Source organism: Mesorhizobium sp. LHD-90, from assembly GCF_030929505.1.
GTDB lineage: Bacteria > Pseudomonadota > Alphaproteobacteria > Rhizobiales > Rhizobiaceae > Kumtagia.
On the sequence record NZ_JAVFVV010000033.1, the window covers coordinates 1 to 16,558 of the forward strand.

General features: G+C 65.2%; 15 protein-coding genes. 7 read left to right on the top strand and 8 right to left on the bottom strand.

What is annotated here, in order from left to right; all coding sequences use genetic code 11:
• Positions 1–130: 130 nt before the first annotated feature.
• Positions 131–760: a molybdenum cofactor guanylyltransferase MobA gene (gene mobA / locus RB623_RS28560; protein WP_308060526.1), complete on the bottom strand. Its 630-nt coding sequence runs from the start codon at positions 758–760 to the stop codon at positions 131–133.
• A complete protein-coding gene (locus tag RB623_RS28565; RefSeq protein WP_308060527.1) occupies positions 750–1,643 on the bottom strand; it encodes a formate dehydrogenase accessory sulfurtransferase FdhD in 894 nt (297 codons plus the stop codon). The genes mobA and RB623_RS28565 overlap by 11 nt, the downstream gene beginning before the upstream one ends.
• A 151-nt stretch (positions 1,644–1,794) precedes the next feature.
• On the opposite strand from RB623_RS28565, the gene glp reads away from it, so the two are divergent.
• From glp to RB623_RS28600, 7 genes are all read left to right on the top strand, one after another.
• The gene (glp, locus tag RB623_RS28570; protein ID WP_308060528.1) at positions 1,795–3,051 is read left to right on the top strand and encodes a gephyrin-like molybdotransferase Glp; all 1,257 of its coding nucleotides are present in this window, start codon (positions 1,795–1,797) and stop codon (positions 3,049–3,051) included.
• Between the two features lie 82 nt (positions 3,052–3,133).
• Positions 3,134–3,373, top strand: a complete 240-nt coding sequence (locus RB623_RS28575; protein ID WP_308060555.1) for a sulfurtransferase TusA family protein — start codon at positions 3,134–3,136, stop codon at positions 3,371–3,373.
• Between the two features lie 154 nt (positions 3,374–3,527).
• A complete protein-coding gene (locus RB623_RS28580) occupies positions 3,528–5,201 on the top strand; it encodes an NAD(P)H-dependent oxidoreductase subunit E (RefSeq protein WP_308060529.1) in 1,674 nt (557 codons plus the stop codon).
• Positions 5,201–7,990 carry a formate dehydrogenase subunit alpha gene (gene fdhF / locus RB623_RS28585; RefSeq protein WP_308060530.1) on the top strand — a complete coding sequence of 930 codons (2,790 nt, stop codon included), beginning with the start codon at positions 5,201–5,203 and terminating at the stop codon, positions 7,988–7,990. Before RB623_RS28580 ends, fdhF begins: the two co-directional genes overlap by 1 nt.
• A 333-nt stretch (positions 7,991–8,323) precedes the next feature.
• Complete coding sequence (gene rnk / locus RB623_RS28590; protein WP_308060531.1) at positions 8,324–8,770, top strand: nucleoside diphosphate kinase regulator; 447 nt, start codon at positions 8,324–8,326, stop codon at positions 8,768–8,770.
• Between the two features lie 146 nt (positions 8,771–8,916).
• A complete protein-coding gene (locus RB623_RS28595) occupies positions 8,917–9,453 on the top strand; it encodes a nucleoside-diphosphate kinase (protein WP_308060532.1) in 537 nt (178 codons plus the stop codon).
• A 272-nt stretch (positions 9,454–9,725) separates the two neighbouring features.
• A complete protein-coding gene (locus RB623_RS28600) occupies positions 9,726–10,163 on the top strand; it encodes a YqaA family protein (RefSeq protein WP_308060533.1) in 438 nt (145 codons plus the stop codon).
• A gap of 143 nt (positions 10,164–10,306) precedes the next feature.
• Here the strand turns inward: RB623_RS28600 and RB623_RS28605 are convergent, their stop codons facing one another.
• The 6 genes from RB623_RS28605 to tmk form a co-directional block, all read right to left on the bottom strand.
• Entirely contained in the window at positions 10,307–11,380 is a 1,074-nt protein-coding gene (locus tag RB623_RS28605) for a D-alanine--D-alanine ligase family protein (RefSeq protein WP_308060534.1), read from the bottom strand.
• Positions 11,381–11,463: 83 nt separating this feature from the next.
• Positions 11,464–12,282, bottom strand: coding sequence for an MBL fold metallo-hydrolase (locus RB623_RS28610; protein WP_308060535.1), 819 nt, complete (start codon positions 12,280–12,282; stop codon positions 11,464–11,466).
• Positions 12,283–12,325: 43 nt separating this feature from the next.
• Positions 12,326–13,129: a TatD family hydrolase gene (locus RB623_RS28615; RefSeq protein ID WP_308060536.1), complete on the bottom strand. Its 804-nt coding sequence runs from the start codon at positions 13,127–13,129 to the stop codon at positions 12,326–12,328.
• A 38-nt stretch (positions 13,130–13,167) separates the two neighbouring features.
• Positions 13,168–14,715, bottom strand: coding sequence for a methionine--tRNA ligase (gene metG / locus RB623_RS28620; RefSeq protein WP_308060537.1), 1,548 nt, complete (start codon positions 14,713–14,715; stop codon positions 13,168–13,170).
• A gap of 83 nt (positions 14,716–14,798) precedes the next feature.
• Entirely contained in the window at positions 14,799–15,854 is a 1,056-nt protein-coding gene (locus RB623_RS28625) for a DNA polymerase III subunit delta' (protein WP_308060538.1), read from the bottom strand.
• Positions 15,851–16,519, bottom strand: a complete 669-nt coding sequence (gene tmk / locus RB623_RS28630; RefSeq protein ID WP_308060539.1) for a dTMP kinase — start codon at positions 16,517–16,519, stop codon at positions 15,851–15,853. The genes RB623_RS28625 and tmk overlap by 4 nt, the downstream gene beginning before the upstream one ends.
• Positions 16,520–16,558: the final 39 nt, after the last annotated feature.

A 16,558-nucleotide genomic window follows, 5' to 3' on the forward strand; every position in this document is an offset into this window, starting at 1 on the left:
GTTTCCGTTTGGCGGGCGCCCACTTTGTCGGATGGACTTGGCCGATGAACCACATCGACCCGCGCCATCCTCCGCGTGGATCGCCTCGCCAAACGAGAAACAGAATGAACCCGATTGGGTGCGACACGCTCTAATCGGCCACCAGCGCGGCCAGCCGCTCGGCCTCATCCAGGTCCGCGACTGTGTTGGCGTTGAAAAAAGGGTCAACAGGTTCGGCCGGCCAGGACACGGTTGCGAGGCGGTAGCGGGCGGTCCAACGGTCGATCTTGCGGAGGTCCTCCACGACGAGCGCGTGGCGCAGTTCGTCGCGCAGGGCGACTTTCCAGAGACCGATGACCGGATGCGCCTGGCCGCCGGATGCCGCGACGACAAGGTCTGCGCCGTCGGCCAGGCGCGCCTGATGCAGGCGGGCGACAAGATCGCGCGGCAGGAACGGGCAATCGCCGGCGGCGCTGACGATCCATTCCAAGCCGGGCCTGTTCGTTGCCGTCCACTCGAGCGCGGCGAGAATGCCGGCGAGCGGTCCAGGATAGCCTTCGACCGGGTCGGCGACGACGGCAAGCCCGAAGCGGGAAAAGCGGGCCGGATCGCCATTGGCGTTGAGCACCAGCCCGTCGCATTGCGGCGCCAGCCGCTCGATGACGTGGTCGAGGATCGCGCGCCCGGCGATCTCGCGCATCGGCTTGTCCCCGCCGCCCATGCGCCGGCCAAGTCCGCCGGCGAGTGCGACGCCCAGGGTCGCGGGCTGGTCAGTCGTCATGCTCGGCGCCCTTGCGGCGATGGCGCGGCGCTTCCTCGTCCACCGAGGCGAGGTCATGGTCGAAGACGATCCGTTCCTGGCCTGAAAGCGCGGTAAACCGCTTGCCGCGCGCACGACCGACCAGCGTCAGTCCGACTTCACGGGCGAGCGCGACACCCCAGGCGGTGAAACCCGAGCGCGAGACCAGGATAGGAACGCCCATCCGTACCGTCTTGATCGTCATCTCGGAGGTCAGCCGTCCCGTGGTGTAGAGGATCTTGTCGGCCGCATCGACGCCGTGGCGGTACATCCAGCCGGCGATCTTGTCCACGGCGTTATGGCGGCCCACGTCCTCCATATAGCAGATCGGCGTACCCTCCCGGCAAAGCACGCAGCCATGGATGGCGCCTGCCTCAAGATAGAGGGACGGCGTGGTGTTGATCTTGCGCGTCAGCTCGTAGAGCCAGGAGGTGCGAAGCTCGGAGGCGGGGAGCGCGACGTCCCCGATCGCCTCGATGAGGTCGCCGAAGGCGGTGCCTTGTGCGCAGCCCGAGGTCTGGGTCCGCTTCTTGAGCTTCTGCTCGTAGTCGGTATGGCGCTCGGTGCGCACGACCACGACCTGCAGGTCTTCGTCATGGTCGACGCCGGTCACCACATCGTCGGGCAGAAGCATGTTCTGGTTCAAGAGGTAGCCGAGCGCCAGATAGTCGGGATAGTCGCCGATCGTCATCATGGTGACGATCTCCTGCGCGTTAAGATAAAGCGTCAGGGCGCGCTCCACGGGCACGCGGACCTGCACCGGCGCGCCCGTATGGTCGACACCCGTAACCAGCTCCGTCAGCCGCGGGTCCTGTGGGTCCGGCATGACGATGGCTGGGTCCGGACGGCGTGTCATCTGATGCATGGCGGACTCGTGAACTCGCATTCCGGCTGGCCCGGTTTGGCTTGACCCTCCCCTTATAGCCTGTTCAAACCAAGGCTGGTCAAAAAAGGCTCGGCATCGACGTTTGCGGATCCAACCCGCATCCAGTCGCGCCGGAGAGACTGAAGAGGCGATGGCGCAACTCTCGGACGACTGCTTCGCATTCGGCGGACCGATGCGGTCCATCGACGAAACCGCCGCATTGATCGCCTCGAAGCTCAGCGCCGTGGAGGAGGTCGAGACGGTTCCGCTGGCGCTGGCGGACGGGCGCGTGTTGGCAAGGGACATGATCGCGCCGCTGCCGCTGCCGCCGTTCACCAATTCGGCGGTCGACGGTTACGCCGTGCGAGGCGTCGACCTTCCCCACGGCGCCGAGACTGCCTTCGCCGTCGGCGGACGGGTTCAGGCCGGCATGGCGCCGGATATGGCTGTGTCGCCCGGCCAGGCGGTGCGCATCTTCACCGGCGCGCCAATGCCGGAGGGAGCCGACACTGTGTTCATGCAGGAGGACGTGCGCGTGGATGACTCCGGCCGGGTCATTCTTCCGCCGGGTCTGAAAAGGGGCGCCAATGTGCGTCCGGCGGGTGAGGACGTCACGCAGGGCGATATGGTCTTGCCGGCAGGCCACCGCATGCGCCCGCAGGATGTCGCGCTCGCCGCCGCGCTGGGATTCATCGACGTAGAGCTGAGGCGCAGGATACGCGTCGCGGTGTTCTCGACCGGGGACGAGATCGTCGCGCCGGGGACCGCGCGCGGACCGGCTCAGCTTTTCGATTCCAACCGCTTCATGCTGATGGCCATGCTCGCACGCCTTGGCTGCGAGACCACGGATCTCGGCATCCTGGCCGACGACAGGGAACTGATCGCCGACAGGCTGGGCGAAGCGGCAGGGACGCATGACCTGATCCTGACGTCGGGCGGCGTGTCGACCGGCGAGGCCGACTGCGTGAGGGCAGTAATCGAGCGCGCCGGGACCCTGGTGTTCTGGCGCGTGGCGATCAAGCCGGGGCGGCCGGTCGCCATGGGCGTAATCGGCGGCGTGCCGCTCATCGGACTGCCCGGCAACCCGGTGGCGAGTTTCGTGACCTTCGCGCATATCGCCCGCCCGGCCATACTCGCCCTTGCGGGAGCCCGTCCGCAACCGGCGATCCCGACCCCCGTGCGGGCCGCCTTCTCCTATCGCAAGAAGCAGGGGCGTCGCGAATATGTGCGGGCAAGCCTGCGCGCGACCGACGACGGGGGCTTCGAAGCGGTAAAGTTTCCCCGCGAAGGCGCCGGGCTACTGTCGTCGCTTGTCGCCACCGACGGTATTATCGAGCTGGGCGAGCGGACGACTCTCGTCGAACCGGGTCAGGTCGTTCGGTTTCTCGCCTATTCGAGCCTTGTTTGAGGGCCGTGGCGCTTTCACGGAGACATCCCGCTCAGGCGTCGATTGACGATGCTGCGCCGGGTCGGGCATCATGCCAGCGATGATGACGACGACAAAGCTCGACCTGACAGGGCTGAAATGCCCTTTGCCGGCACTCAAGACACGCAAGGCCCTGAAAGCCTTGAGGGCGGGCGAGCGGCTCGAGGTCCACTGTACCGACCCCTTGGCGATCATCGATATCCCCAATCTCCTCAACGAGATGGGGGACAGGCTTGAATCGACGGAACGCGACGGCGACCGCATCGTGTTCGTGATCGAGAAGACGCAGGCCGCGACGACTTGACGGGTTGCGCTACTCTCTTGAGCGGTTCCATGATCTTAAGGCGGCAATTTCCGCGCGGGTCGTGCAGGGAACATAACGTGCCTCATTGTCAACATCCTCGCTTGCCCGAAATGTCGTTAACAGAGGCGGGCGTTTCAGCCGGGGAGGCGAGAGCATGACAATGCAGGAGAGGCGACCGCGGGATCGAGGACCCAAGGGTAGGGGGCTGGACGATGCTGCGCTTGCCGCGGTCCGGGAGCTTCTCGGCGCTCGCGAGCGCCGCCGCGACCTGCTGATCGAGTTCCTGCATCTGATCCAGGACCGCTACGGCTGCCTGTCGGCCGCGCATCTGCGGGCGCTGGCGGAGGACATGCGTCTGTCGCAGGCCGAAGTCTATGAGGTCGCGACGTTCTACGACCACTTCGATGTCGTGAAGGAGGGCGAGGCAAAACCGGCGCCGCTGACGATCCGCGTATGCGATTCGGTGAGTTGCATGATGGCCGGCGCCGAGACGCTTCTTGCCCAATTGCAGGCGGTTGCCGATCCGACGGCGATACGGGTCGTGCGTGCGCCCTGCATGGGCCGCTGCGCCGGCGCGCCCGCCGCTCGCATCGGCAATCGCGAAGTCGATCAGGCGACCGCGAAGAGCCTGCTGGGTATGGCGGGGGCAGGGCAGACTGATGTCCTGGTACCCGACCATGTCGGCCTCGAGGCATATCGCAGGGAAGGCGGCTACCGACTTCTGCAGCAGGTCCGGGACGGGGCGCTGACCACCGACGCGATCATCGCCATGCTCGGCGATGCTGGCTTGCGCGGCCTCGGCGGGGCGGGCTTTCCCGCCGGGAAGAAATGGCAATTCGTGCGCTCCTATCCAGGCCCGCGCCTGATGTCGATCAATGGCGACGAAGGCGAGCCCGGGACGTTCAAGGACCGCATCTATCTCGAAAAAGACCCGCATCGGACCTTCGAGGGCGCGCTGATAGCTGCCCATGCAGTCGAGGCCGAGCGCATCTACTTCTATATGCGCGACGAGTATCCGGCGGTGCTCGCCATCTTGCGAGCCGAGATCGCGGCCCTGGAGGCCGCCGGCATCGCAAAGCCCGGCTTCATCGAACTGCGGCGGGGCGCCGGCGCCTATATCTGCGGCGAGGAGAGTGCGATGCTGGAGAGCATCGAGGGCCGACGCGGAATGCCACGGCACCGTCCGCCCTATATCGCGGAGGTCGGGCTGTTCGGCCGTCCCACGCTCAACCACAATGTTGAGACGCTTTGGTGGATCCGCGACATCATCGAAAAGGGCGCCGAGTGGTTCGCCGCCCAGGGCAAACCCGGTCATCCCGGGATCAGGTCCTGGTCTGTTTCGGGCCGGGTGAAAAACCCCGGCGTCAAGCTGGCGCCGGCCGGCGTTACGGTGCGCGAGTTGATCGAGGACCATTGCGGCGGCATGGCCGACGGACACGAATTCAAGGCCTATCTGCCGGGCGGCGCTTCGGGCGGCATCCTGCCGGCCTCGATGGGCGACATCCCGCTCGATTTCGGCGGCGAGCTTGCCAAGCAGGGCGCCTTCGTCGGATCGCATGCCGTGGTGGTGTTCTCGCAGGTCGACAACATCAAGGACGTCACGCTCAACCTCATGAAGTTCTTCAAGCATGAGAGCTGCGGAAAGTGCACGCCATGCCGCGAAGGAACCGAAAAGCTGGTGACTCTCTTGAAGGAGGAGGGGCCGCTGCCCGAAAATGACATCCGCGACCTCGAAACGGTCATGCGCGATTCATCGATCTGCGGCCTTGGCCAGGCAGCGCCGAATCCGGTCAACCACCTGCTGACGCATTTCCGGAGTGATCTGTGATGGCAAACAACGTCGTATTCACGCTTGACGGGAAAACCGTCACCGCCGGTCAAGACGAGACGATCTGGGACGCAGCCAGGCGCGAAGGCACGAAGATTCCGCATCTGTGCCATGTCGACATGCCGGGCTACCGTCCCGACGGCAACTGCCGCGCCTGCATGGTGGAGGTGGAGGGCGAACGCGTTCTCGCCGCATCCTGCATCCGCAAGCCGACCGCAGGCATGGTCGTGAAGACCGATACCGAACGCGCCCGCAAATCGCGCGAGATGGTGTTCGAGCTTCTCGCCAGCAACATGCGGCCGGCGAGCGACGGTCCGGACAGCCAGTCGGCCTTCTGGCAGTGGGCCGGCTCGATGGGGATTTCGGGCAATCGCTATGGCTCGAAGTTCGTCGGCGACGACATGTCGCCGGAATTCGACGTCACCAATCCGGCGATCGCCGTCAACCTCGACGCCTGCATCACCTGCGGCGCCTGTGTGCGCGCCTGCCGCGAGGTGCAGGTCAACGACGTGATCGGCATGGCCGAGCGCGGCAACCATTCTGTTCCCGTCTTCGACATGCACGACCCGATGGGGCTGTCGACCTGCGTGACCTGCGGCGAATGTGTCCAAGCCTGCCCGACCGGCGCGTTGTATGAGAAATCGTTGATGGACGAGGCGGGCAGGATCCGTGTCGTCCAGCAATTCGACAGGGTTGTCGACTCGGTGTGCCCGTTCTGCGGCGTCGGCTGCCAGACCAAGGTCGCCGTCAAGGACAACAGGATCGTCCAGATCGACGGCCGGGACGGCCCTGCCAACGAGAACAGGCTGTGCGTCAAGGGCCGCTTCGGCTTCGACTACGCGATGTCGCCGGAACGGCTGACCCGGCCGCTCATCCGCCGCGACGACGCGCCCAAGGCCGGCGACATCGACCTGCGCAACGTCGATCCGCTGACGATCTTCCGCGAGGCGAGCTGGGAGGAGGCGCTGGAGCGTGCCGCCGGCGGCCTGAAGCGTATCGTGAATGAGCACGGCGGAAAGGCGCTGGCCGGCTTCGGTTCGGCGAAGGGCTCCAACGAAGAGGCCTACCTGTTCCAAAAATTCGTGCGCCAGGGTTTCGGGACCAACAATGTCGACCACTGCACGCGGCTCTGCCATGCCTCATCAGTGGCGGCGCTGATGGAGGGCGTCGGGTCGGGCGCGGTCTCGGCGCCGTTCATGGACGCCATGAAGGCCGAATGCGTGATCGTCATCGGCGCGCGGCCGGCGACCAACCACCCGGTTGCCGCCACCTATTTCAAACAGGCGGCCAAGCGCGGCACCAAGCTGATCGTGATGGACCCGCGCGGCCAGGACCTGATGCGCCACGCCAGCCACGCGTTGCGCTTCAAGCCTGGCAGCGACGTAGCGATGCTCAACGCACTGCTGCACGTCATCATCAAGGAGAAGCTTTACGACGAGCAGTACGTCCAGGCCAATGTCTCCGGCTTCGAAGCGCTGAAGGCCAAGGTCAAGGATTTTTCACCCGAAGCCATGGCCGAGGTCTGCGGCATCGAGGCCAAGGTGCTGCGCGAGGTGGCGCGCACCTACGCCAAGGCCGAGCGTTCGATGATCTTCTGGGGCATGGGCATTTCACAGCACACCCATGGCACGGACAATTCGCGCTGCCTGATCGCACTGGCGCTGATCACAGGACAAGTCGGGCGTCCCGGCACGGGGCTCCATCCGCTACGCGGCCAGAACAACGTGCAAGGCGCTTCCGATGCAGGTCTTATCCCGATGTATTTCCCCGATTACAAGTCGGTGGAGAACATCGACATTCGCGGCCAGTACCAGAATTTCTGGGGTCAGACGCTGGACCCGAAGCGCGGCCTGACCGTAGTCGAGATCATCGACGCCATTCATGACGGCGAAATCAAGGGTATGTACATCATGGGTGAGAACCCGGCGATGTCGGATCCCGACCAGAGCCATGCCCGCGCGGCGCTCGCCAAGCTCGAGCATCTGGTGGTGCAGGACATCTTCCTCACCGAGACCGCCTGGCACGCCGATGTGGTGCTGCCTGCCTCCGCCCATGCCGAAAAGCTCGGCACCTACACCAATACCAACCGGCAGGTGCAGATCGGCAGGCCTGCGCTCGACCTGCCCGGCGAGGCGCGGCAGGACCTCGATCTCATCATCGAACTTGCCCGCCGCATGGGTCTCGACTGGAACTACAGCCATGTGTCCGAGGTCTACTCAGAGATGGCGCAGGTGATGCCCTCACTGAAGCATATCTCGTGGGAGCGCATCGAGCGCGAGGAGTCGGTCGTCTATCCGGCCGACGGCCCGGACGTCCCCGGCAACGAGGTTGTCTTTACGTCCGGCTTCCCGACCGCGGACGGGCGAGGGCGCATCGTGCCGGCCGACCTGCTGCCGCCCGACGAGGTTCCGGACGACGAATTCCCGCTGGTGCTGACCACCGGACGCCTGCTCGAACATTGGCACACCGGCTCCATGACCCGCCGCGCGGGCGTGCTCAATGCCATCGAACCCTATGGCATCGCGGCGATGAACCCGCACGAGATCAAGCGGCGTGGCCTGTCGCAGGGAGACGTGATCGCCGTCGAAACGCGGCGCGGCACGGTCGAGGCCATCCTCCGGGCAGATCGAGAGGTCGCCGACGGCATGGTGTTCATGCCGTTCTGCTTCAACGAGAGCCCGGCCAACATGCTCACCAACCCGATGCTCGATCCATACGGCAAGATTCCGGAGTTCAAATACTGTGCCGCGCGGATTTCGCCGGCGCCGAGGGCCGTGGCCGCGGAGTAATCCCCGATCCGCGCCGGACATCGCGTGGCCCGCAAGCGCAGTGCCACCTTTGCCGGCGTCGGCGAAACCGCGACCGGCGCCCTTGACTTTCAGTCTCCGCCAACCCAGGTTGACGGCATGTCGACCGACCGCTCCACTCCTGTCCTTGCAAGGGTGTGCCCCATCGCGGGCCACTGACCCCCGGCCCGGTCGCGTCGCGCCCCGGCCGCGGGGCATCTGGCTGGCTTGCCCGCGCCGCGGGGCTGTCCAAGCCGCACAAGCGACATCATCCAGAACGACATCGATGCCACGAGCGCTGCGGCGCCGTCGCGGCACAATTGCGAGGAGGCCGACATGGCTCCCGACGGTACAAGACATAGCAAGCCGGCGATCAGAATGGCGCGCTCAGACCACGAGCGACTGTCGCGACTTGCCGAATCCTATTCGACAAGAAATCCCGAGGTAGCCGATCAGCTTCTCGCGGAACTCGACCGAGCCCGCGTCGTCGACGACAAGCGGGTCGCGGGCGACGTCGTGAGGATGGGTTCGCGCCTGCGCTTCACCACCGATGCGGGCGAAGACAGAACTGTGACGCTCGTATTCCCGGGCGAGGCGGATATCGCCGAGGGCAAGGTCTCAATCCTCACGCCGATCGGCGCGGCCCTGATCGGCCTGTCGTCAGGTCAGTCCATCGACTGGACGGCGCGCGACGGTCGGGTACATCGACTCACGGTCGAGAGCGTCGAGCCGGCGGCACCGGACAATCCGGGCAATGGCTACCAGGAATTGCGGTCGGCGTGACCATGCGCATTCCGCTTTCGCGCCTGTCACTGTTCGGAGGTTGCCTCATCGCAGGATCATAGCCCCTGCGCCGCCTTGAGCGGGCAGGGGATTCTCCATTCCGTTTCAATGCAACCGCTCCCTGGGCGGAGCGATGGAGAACTGCGATGCCGACCGCAACCTGTATCCTGACGACAAAGGACTTCACGATCCTCGAGATCATGCGTGACCGCAGCCTCGGCAGCGACGACCCGCTTGCGCCGATCCTGAAAACGAAGCTCGAGACCGCCACCGTGGTGTTTCGCGACGACGTTCCCGTCAACGTCGCGACGCTGAGCAGTCGCGTCACCTTCAGCCTTGACGGGCGTGACCCCGACACGCGTATTCTGTCGCATGACCGCGTGAATTCGCCCGGGCTGTTCCTGCCCATTACCACGTCGCGGGGCCTGGCACTCCTCGGTCTCGCCGAAGGTGAGGACATGGCCTTTACGAGCCACGAAGGCCGGCAAGAAAGGATCGTGCTGGAGAAGGTCCAGTACCAGCCGGAAGCCGCGCGGCGCGAGCGACAAGCCATAGCCGGCCTGACCGCTCCAGCGCGGCGCGAGCCAATGCTCAGGCTGATCCGGGGCGCGGTCCACGACCGCCCACGGCTGGCGCCGGCCGACCCCAACGGTTTCGACGACCCGGGGCCATCGGCAGCATGAGGCTGAGGTGACGGCTGCTCGTTCCGGAGGTCCGCTTCGTCGGTTCGCACACCACGTCGATCCACCCGATGCATATGGAGGACCGTTCGAGGAAGCCGCTGTCGACCGGGAGACGCTGGCCCTATCCGCGTGGTATCTCGGCGACACGGTCAAATGTCGGCCAGAGGTTCGACGTCCCCTGGAAAGCCCAGGGGCCCGGCAAGTGGCTGCTCCACTGCGACGGCCTGACGCTCGTCATCGAGGTCGAATCCTGAGCAGGTCCGTAGCCTGCAATGGATGAAGTCGCGGCCTACGGCGGACTCTTCGCTGCCGCCTTCGTCGCGGCTACGATCCTGCCCATGCAGTCGGAGGCGGCCCTTGCCGCGCTTCTCATGACGCATTCCTTCCCGCCGGCAGCCCTGATTGCGGTGGCGAGCGTCGGAAACGTGCTCGGTTCCGTCGTGAACTGGGCCATCGGAAGGGGGATCGGCAAGCTTCGCGGCCGCACCTGGTTCCCGGCCAGTCCTGCGAAGCTCGACCGGGCCGCCAGATGGTACCGACGCTACGGCCGATGGTCGCTGCTGCTGAGTTGGGCGCCGATCATCGGCGATCCGCTGACGGTCGTGGCGGGCGCTCTGCGGGAGCCGCTCTGGAGCTTCGTCCTGATCGTGGCCTTTGCCAAGGTCGCGCGCTACCTGGCCGTCGCCGCGGCGACGCTCGGCTTGCTGTGAACGGGGAAAGCGGAGGGTCGCCGACTCCAAACTGAGGCGAAGCGAGCGGGAGCAGTCCTGGCCGTGCTGTCAAATAAGTCGCATAAGATATATTATGGAACTAGAAGGCGTGCCGCGAGGGCATGGCGGCGAGGCTCCTGGTCTCAAATTCCCCGCGAAAACCGTTGGATGGCGTGGCGGATCAACCGATCGACGAGTTCCGGATACGGCACGCCGGTGGCGTCCAGCATCTTGGGATACATGCTGATGTTGGTGAAGCCCGGTATCGTGTTCAGCTCGTTCACGATCAACTCGGAGTCTTCCGTCAGGAAGAAGTCGACGCGGGTCATGCCTTCGCAGCCCAGCGCCCGGAACGCACGTTGCGACAGCGCGCGCAGCTTGTCGGAAACGCCAGGCGGTAGATCGGCCGGTACGCGCAAATCCGCGCCGTCCTTGTCGAGATATTTGGCTTCATAGCTGTAGAACGCGTGGCGGTTGGTTGGCACGATCTCGCCGGGAACCGAGGCCAGCAGCGAGCCATCCTCGTTTTCGAGAACGCCGCATTCGACCTCGCGGCCGCGCATGAATTCCTCGATCAAGACCTTCCAGTCATGCTTCAGCGCGTTGCGGATCGCCGGCTCGAGTTCGTCCGCCGTCTCGACTTTTGTCACGCCGACGGACGAGCCCTGGCGTGCCGGTTTCACGAACAACGGCCGCCCAAGCTCGGCGGTCAGTTCGTCGAACGTCGGCAATGGTTCGCCGGCGATGACCGTACGCCAGCGCGCGACAGCAAGTCCTTCGCCGACCAGCAGCCGTTTTGCGATTTCCTTGTCCATGGCCGCCGCCGAGGCCAGCACGCCCGGACCGACGCACGGCACGTCTGCCAGTGCGACGGCGCCTTGCACCGTGCCGTCCTCGCCGAACGGACCATGCAGCACCGGAAAGACGAGGTCGATCGCCGGAAGCTCCGGCGCCGTCTCGCCGGGCGCCGCCAGGGTTGCGAGCCTGCCTCGTCCACCGGGCAGCAGAGCGACGCGCGGGCCCGTTTCTGGAACCGCCGCCGGCATGGCGCCGGGCGCGCAGAAAATCCATTCGCCGGCCCGGCTGACGCCAATCGGAAAGACGTCGTAGCGCGCCGGGTCGAGCGCGCCGAAGACGTTGGTGGCGGACATGATCGAGACATCGTGCTCGGAGGAGCGTCCACCGAACAGCAATGCGACACGCAGCTTTTCTGACATCAGAATCTTCCTGTTGGGACGACTCATTCCATATGGATTTCCGGACGTTAGCGCGGAAAGCTGATGGTCGTCGCGTGGCGAAGTCAGCAGTTTTTCAGCAGCACGTCCAACACCATCCCGTCATAGGCGGGCTCGACATGCGCCGGCGTCTCGTCCAGCACCGTCTCGTAGTCCAGCGGTACGTGCATATGCGTCAGCACGGCCTTTTGCGGCTTGAGCTTTTCGATCCAGTCCAACGCCTCGGCAAGGGAAAAATGGCTGGGATGCGGCCGGTATTGCAGCGCGTCGATGACCAGCAGATCGAGCCCGGCCAGGCGCTCGGCGGTGCTCGGCGGAAAGTTGCTGACGTCCGGGCAATAGGCGATCGGGCCGATGCGGAAGCCCAGCGAGATGATGTCGCCATGGATCTGCGGCAGCGGTTCGAAGGCGATCGCACCCCCCTCGCCCATGACGACCACCGGCTCGGCGTGGTCGATCCGATGCGACCTAAGGATCGGCGGATAAGAGCTGCCGGGCGGCGTCTCGAAGCAGTAGCCGAAGGCCTGTACGAGCCGGTCCAGCGTCGGCTGGTCGGCAAAGATGTCGATCAACTGGCGCTGTTCCAGCATGTAGCCGCGAAGGTCGTCGATGCCGTGGATGTGGTCGGCATGGGCATGGGTGTAGATCACCGCGTCTATTCGGGTGACGGCCGCCGCCAGCATCTGCTGGCGGAAATCCGGACCGGTGTCGATGACGACGCGGGTGACGCCGCCGTTGTCGGCGATGCGCTCGATCATCGCCGCCGGCCGGCTGCGGCGGTTCTTCGGGTTTTGAGGATCGCAATTGCCCCAGTCGCCGGTGATGCGCGGCGTGCCGGGCGACGAGCCGCAGCCGAGGATTGTGAGGCGCAACCGTTCGCTCACGCGGCTGTCACCCGGCGCGGCGAGAGATCGGCCTTGCTCATCATCAGGCAGCCTGGCCGCTTGCTTCAGCCGGCTGTGGCATCTTGCTGAAAAGGCGAAAGAAATTGGCGGTGGTCAGCGCCGTGATCTCGGCCTCTGTAACGCCGATTGTCTCGCCAAGCACGGCCGCCGTCTGCGCCACATAGGCCGGCTCGTTGCGCTTGCCCCGGAACGGCACGGGCGCGAGGTAGGGCGCGTCGGTCTCGACCAGCAGCCGGTCGCGCGGCACGACGCGGGCGATTTCGCGCAGTTCCTCGGAGTTCTTGAAGGTCAGTATGCCGGAGAACGACACGTAGCCACCCAGTTCGACACCGGCCATGGCCAGCTTTCGTCCCGACGAGAAACAGTGCAGCACGAAGGGGAAGGCGCCCTTCCCGGTTTCCTCGCGCAAGATGTTTTCCATGTCCTCATCGGCCGAGCGCGCGTGGATGACCAGCGGCAGGCCGGTTTCGCGCGCCGCCGCGATGTGGGTGCGAAACCCCTGCGCCTGCGCCGGGCGCAGCGACTTGTCGTAGTGGTAATCGAGGCCCGCCTCACCGATCGCCACTACCTTCGGATGTTTCGAAAGCCGGACGAGTTCGTCCGCGGAAATGTCCAGTTCCTCGGCGGCGTTGTGCGGATGCGTGCCGACCGAGCAAAATACCTCAGGAAACTCTTCCGCGATGCCGAGCACTTGCGCGAAGCGGCGGACGCGCGTGGAGATCGTCACCATACGGCCGACGCCGGCATCCAGTGCGCGCCGCACGACGGCGGCGCGCTCCTCGCTGAAGTCGGGAAAGTCGAGATGGCAGTGGCTGTCTACCAGCATGCGAAAAAGCCTCAGCTATTCATGGTGCGATCCGAGGCTCAGCCTTCCGCCGCCTGCTCGACATAACGCGGAAAGACGCCCTGCGGCGCCGGCAGCGGCGTGCCGGCGACCAGCGCATGCGCCTCGCCGACATGAGCGAAGCTGCGCGCCTCGGCCGGCACGGCCAGCAAGTCGAGCAACCTCGCAGCCGAGTCCGGAATGAAGGGCTGGCACAGGATCGCCACCCGCCGAACCGTCTCGGCCGTGGTGTGCAACACCGTTTCCATGCGCTCGGGGTCCGTCTTCTTCAGCGCCCACGGTTCCTGGCCGGCGAAATAGCGGTTGGCCTCCGCCACGACGCCGAAGATTGCCGCCAGCGCGACGTGGATCGCCTGCTCCGCCATCGCCTTGCGGGCGATGTCCAGCGCTGCCTCCGCTTGCTCCAGGATTGCCCTATCGGCATCGGAGAGCCCTGCCCGCTTCGGCACCACGCCACCGCAGTTCTTGGCGATCATCGACAGCGAGCGCTGCGCCAGGTTGCCCAAATCGTTGGCAAGGTCGGCATTGGTGCGGTTGACGATCGCCTCGTGGCTGTAGCTGCCGTCCTGGCCGAACGGCACCTCGCGCAGGAAGAAGTAGCGCACCTGATCGACGCCGTAATGGTCAACCATGGTGAACGGGTCGATGACGTTGCCGACCGACTTCGACATTTTCTCGCCGCGGTTGAACAGGAAGCCGTGCGCGAAGACGCGCCGCGGCAACTCGATACCCGCCGACATCAGGAAGGCCGGCCAGTAGACGGCGTGGAAGCGCACGATATCCTTGCCGATGATGTGGGTCGCCGGCCAGAAACCCCATTTCTCGGCGCCGGTGTCGGGATAGCCGACGGCGGTGATGTAGTTGGTCAGCGCGTCGACCCAGACATACATCACGTGCTTCTCGTCGCCCGGAACCGGGATGCCCCAGTCGAAGGTGGTGCGCGACACCGAAAGGTCCTTCAGCCCGGACTTGACGAAGGAGATCACCTCGTTGCGGCGTTCGGCCGGGCCGATGAAATCGGGCCGGCTCTCGTAGAGCGCCAGCAGCCGGTCCTGATAGGCGGAAAGCCGGAAGAAGTAGCTCTCCTCTTGGACCCATTCGACCGGCGTGCCCTGGGGCCCGTAGCGGACGTTGTCGGCGCGGACCTCCGTCTCCTCCTCGCTGTAGTAGGCCTCGTCGCGCACCGAATACCAGCCGGCGTAACCGCCCTTGTAGATGTCGCCATTGGCAGCCATCGCCTTCCAGATCGCCTGGGAGGATTCGTAGTGGCGCTTCTCGGTGGTGCGGATGAAATCGTCGTTGGAGGCGTTCAGCGCGGTCGTCATGCGCTTGAAATCGGCCGAGTTGCGGTCGGCCAACTCGCGCGGCGAAACGCCTTCCTTCTTGGCCGTCTGCAGCATCTTTATGCCGTGCTCGTCGGTGCCGGTGAGGAAGAACACGTCCTTGCCGTCAAGCCGCTGGAAACGCGCCAGCGCGTCGGTGGCCAGCAGCTCATAGGCATGGCCGATATGCGGCCTGCCGTTCGGATAGGAAATGGCGGTGGTGATATAGAATTTTTCGCGTGACATGATCGTGCGTCGCCGAGCCTGGACTATATGATGAGGTGGATAGCGCAACGGGACGGCAGCCGCCATCCCAGCCGGGAGCGGCGTCACATTCGAAGCGTATCGTGCAGGCGCAGGATCATGTTCAACGTGTGCTGTTTGCGATCCAGATTGTACGTGTCCGTCTCGTTTATCGCAATGCGCATTTGCTGAAAGGTTTTTGCGAAATTTTCAGCGCGCGCGCCGTCGCCTCTAGAGGCGGCCGCATTTGCCTCCCGCGACACCAGATCGAGTAGATGCGCATTCATCAGGTCGAAGCGGATTTCGTTGTCGCGGCCGTTGACGACGTCGCCTAGCCGGTGCGCCTTGGAAAAATCGATCACGGCGGCGCGCACCAGCGTGTCGACGGTGTCGGCGAGCTCCAACCCGCCGAATTCGGAAAGCAGGATCGCGTCGCGCACGCTGCCCCCTGCCCGTTCCAGCAGTGCGGCACGCACGCCTACATCTTCGGGCAGAGGCATGCCAAGCCGGACCAGCACATCCTCCACCTCGGCTGCGGACAGCGGCTGCAGGCGGATCATTTGACAACGGGAGCGGATCGTTGGCAGCAGCGCGCCGGGCGAATGGGTGATCAGCAGGAACAGGGTTCGCGAGGGCGGCTCCTCAAGATTCTTCAGCAAGGCATTGGCGGCATTGGTGTTCATGTCGTCAGCAGGATCGACGAGAACGATCCGGTATGATCCGTCATGCGAGGTCATCGACAGAAAGCGGTTGACGCGGCGAATCTCGTCGACGGTGAGCAGTGTTGCAAATTTTTTGGTCTTGTCGTTGTAAGGCCTCGTCAAATGCAGCACGGCTGGATGCGCGCCCATTGCGATCTGCCGGAACAGCGGCGAGGCGGGATCGGGCGCGGCCAGTTCCTCCGGCGCGCTGTCAGGCCGCGGATGGCGCAGCAGGTGATAGGCCAGATGAAAGGCCAGCGTCGCCTTGCCGACGCCGCGTGGACCAGCCAACAGCAGCGCATGTGGCAACTTTCCGGTACGATAAGCAGACACGATCATACCGGCGGCCTCGGCATGACCCGCCAGCACCGGATTCTCGGCCGGCTCGGCGACACCCTCCAGCGTATCATGCTGCTCGGGCGCCATACGCTCGAAACTCATCCGGCTTCCCTCTCCTGCCCGGCCCCGTTGACGCGAATCTCCAGCGCGGCGAACACCGCAGCCGTCACCACGTCTTCGACCTCGTGGGCATCGGCCGAAGCGTCGATCACGATGCAGCGGTCGGGCTCCCGCTCGGCGATTTCCAGGAACGCGTCGCGGCGGCCCTGGTGGATGTCCACCGTCTCCTTCTCGAAACGGTCGGCGACCTCTTCCCCGCGTCGCTCGGAGGCGCGTTGCAGCCCAATCTCGGGGTCGATGTCGAAGATCAGCGTCATGTCGGGCATCAGGCCATTGACGGCAACGCGGATCAGCATCTCGACGAAGGCCCGTTCCTCCTCGCCGCCGAGACCCTGGTAGACGCGCGAGGAATCGATGAAGCGGTCGCACAGCACGATGGCGCCGCGCTCGACGGCCGGACGGATCACCTGCTCGACATGGTCGGAACGCGCGGCGGCGAACAGGATCGCCTCCATGCGCCAGCCGAAGGGCTCGGCCGCTCCCAACAGGATGACGTGGCGCAGGGCTTCCGCGCCGGGCGAGCCGCCGGGCTCGCGCGTCACGACGGTGTCGTAACCTTTGCGGCGCAGGCGGTCGGCCAGGCGCTTGATCTGGGTCGACTTGCCCGCGCCCTCGCCACCCTCGAATGTTATGAACAGTCCGCGCATCGTCCCGGCGGGCCTCCGATCCGGAATCCAGGATTTTAC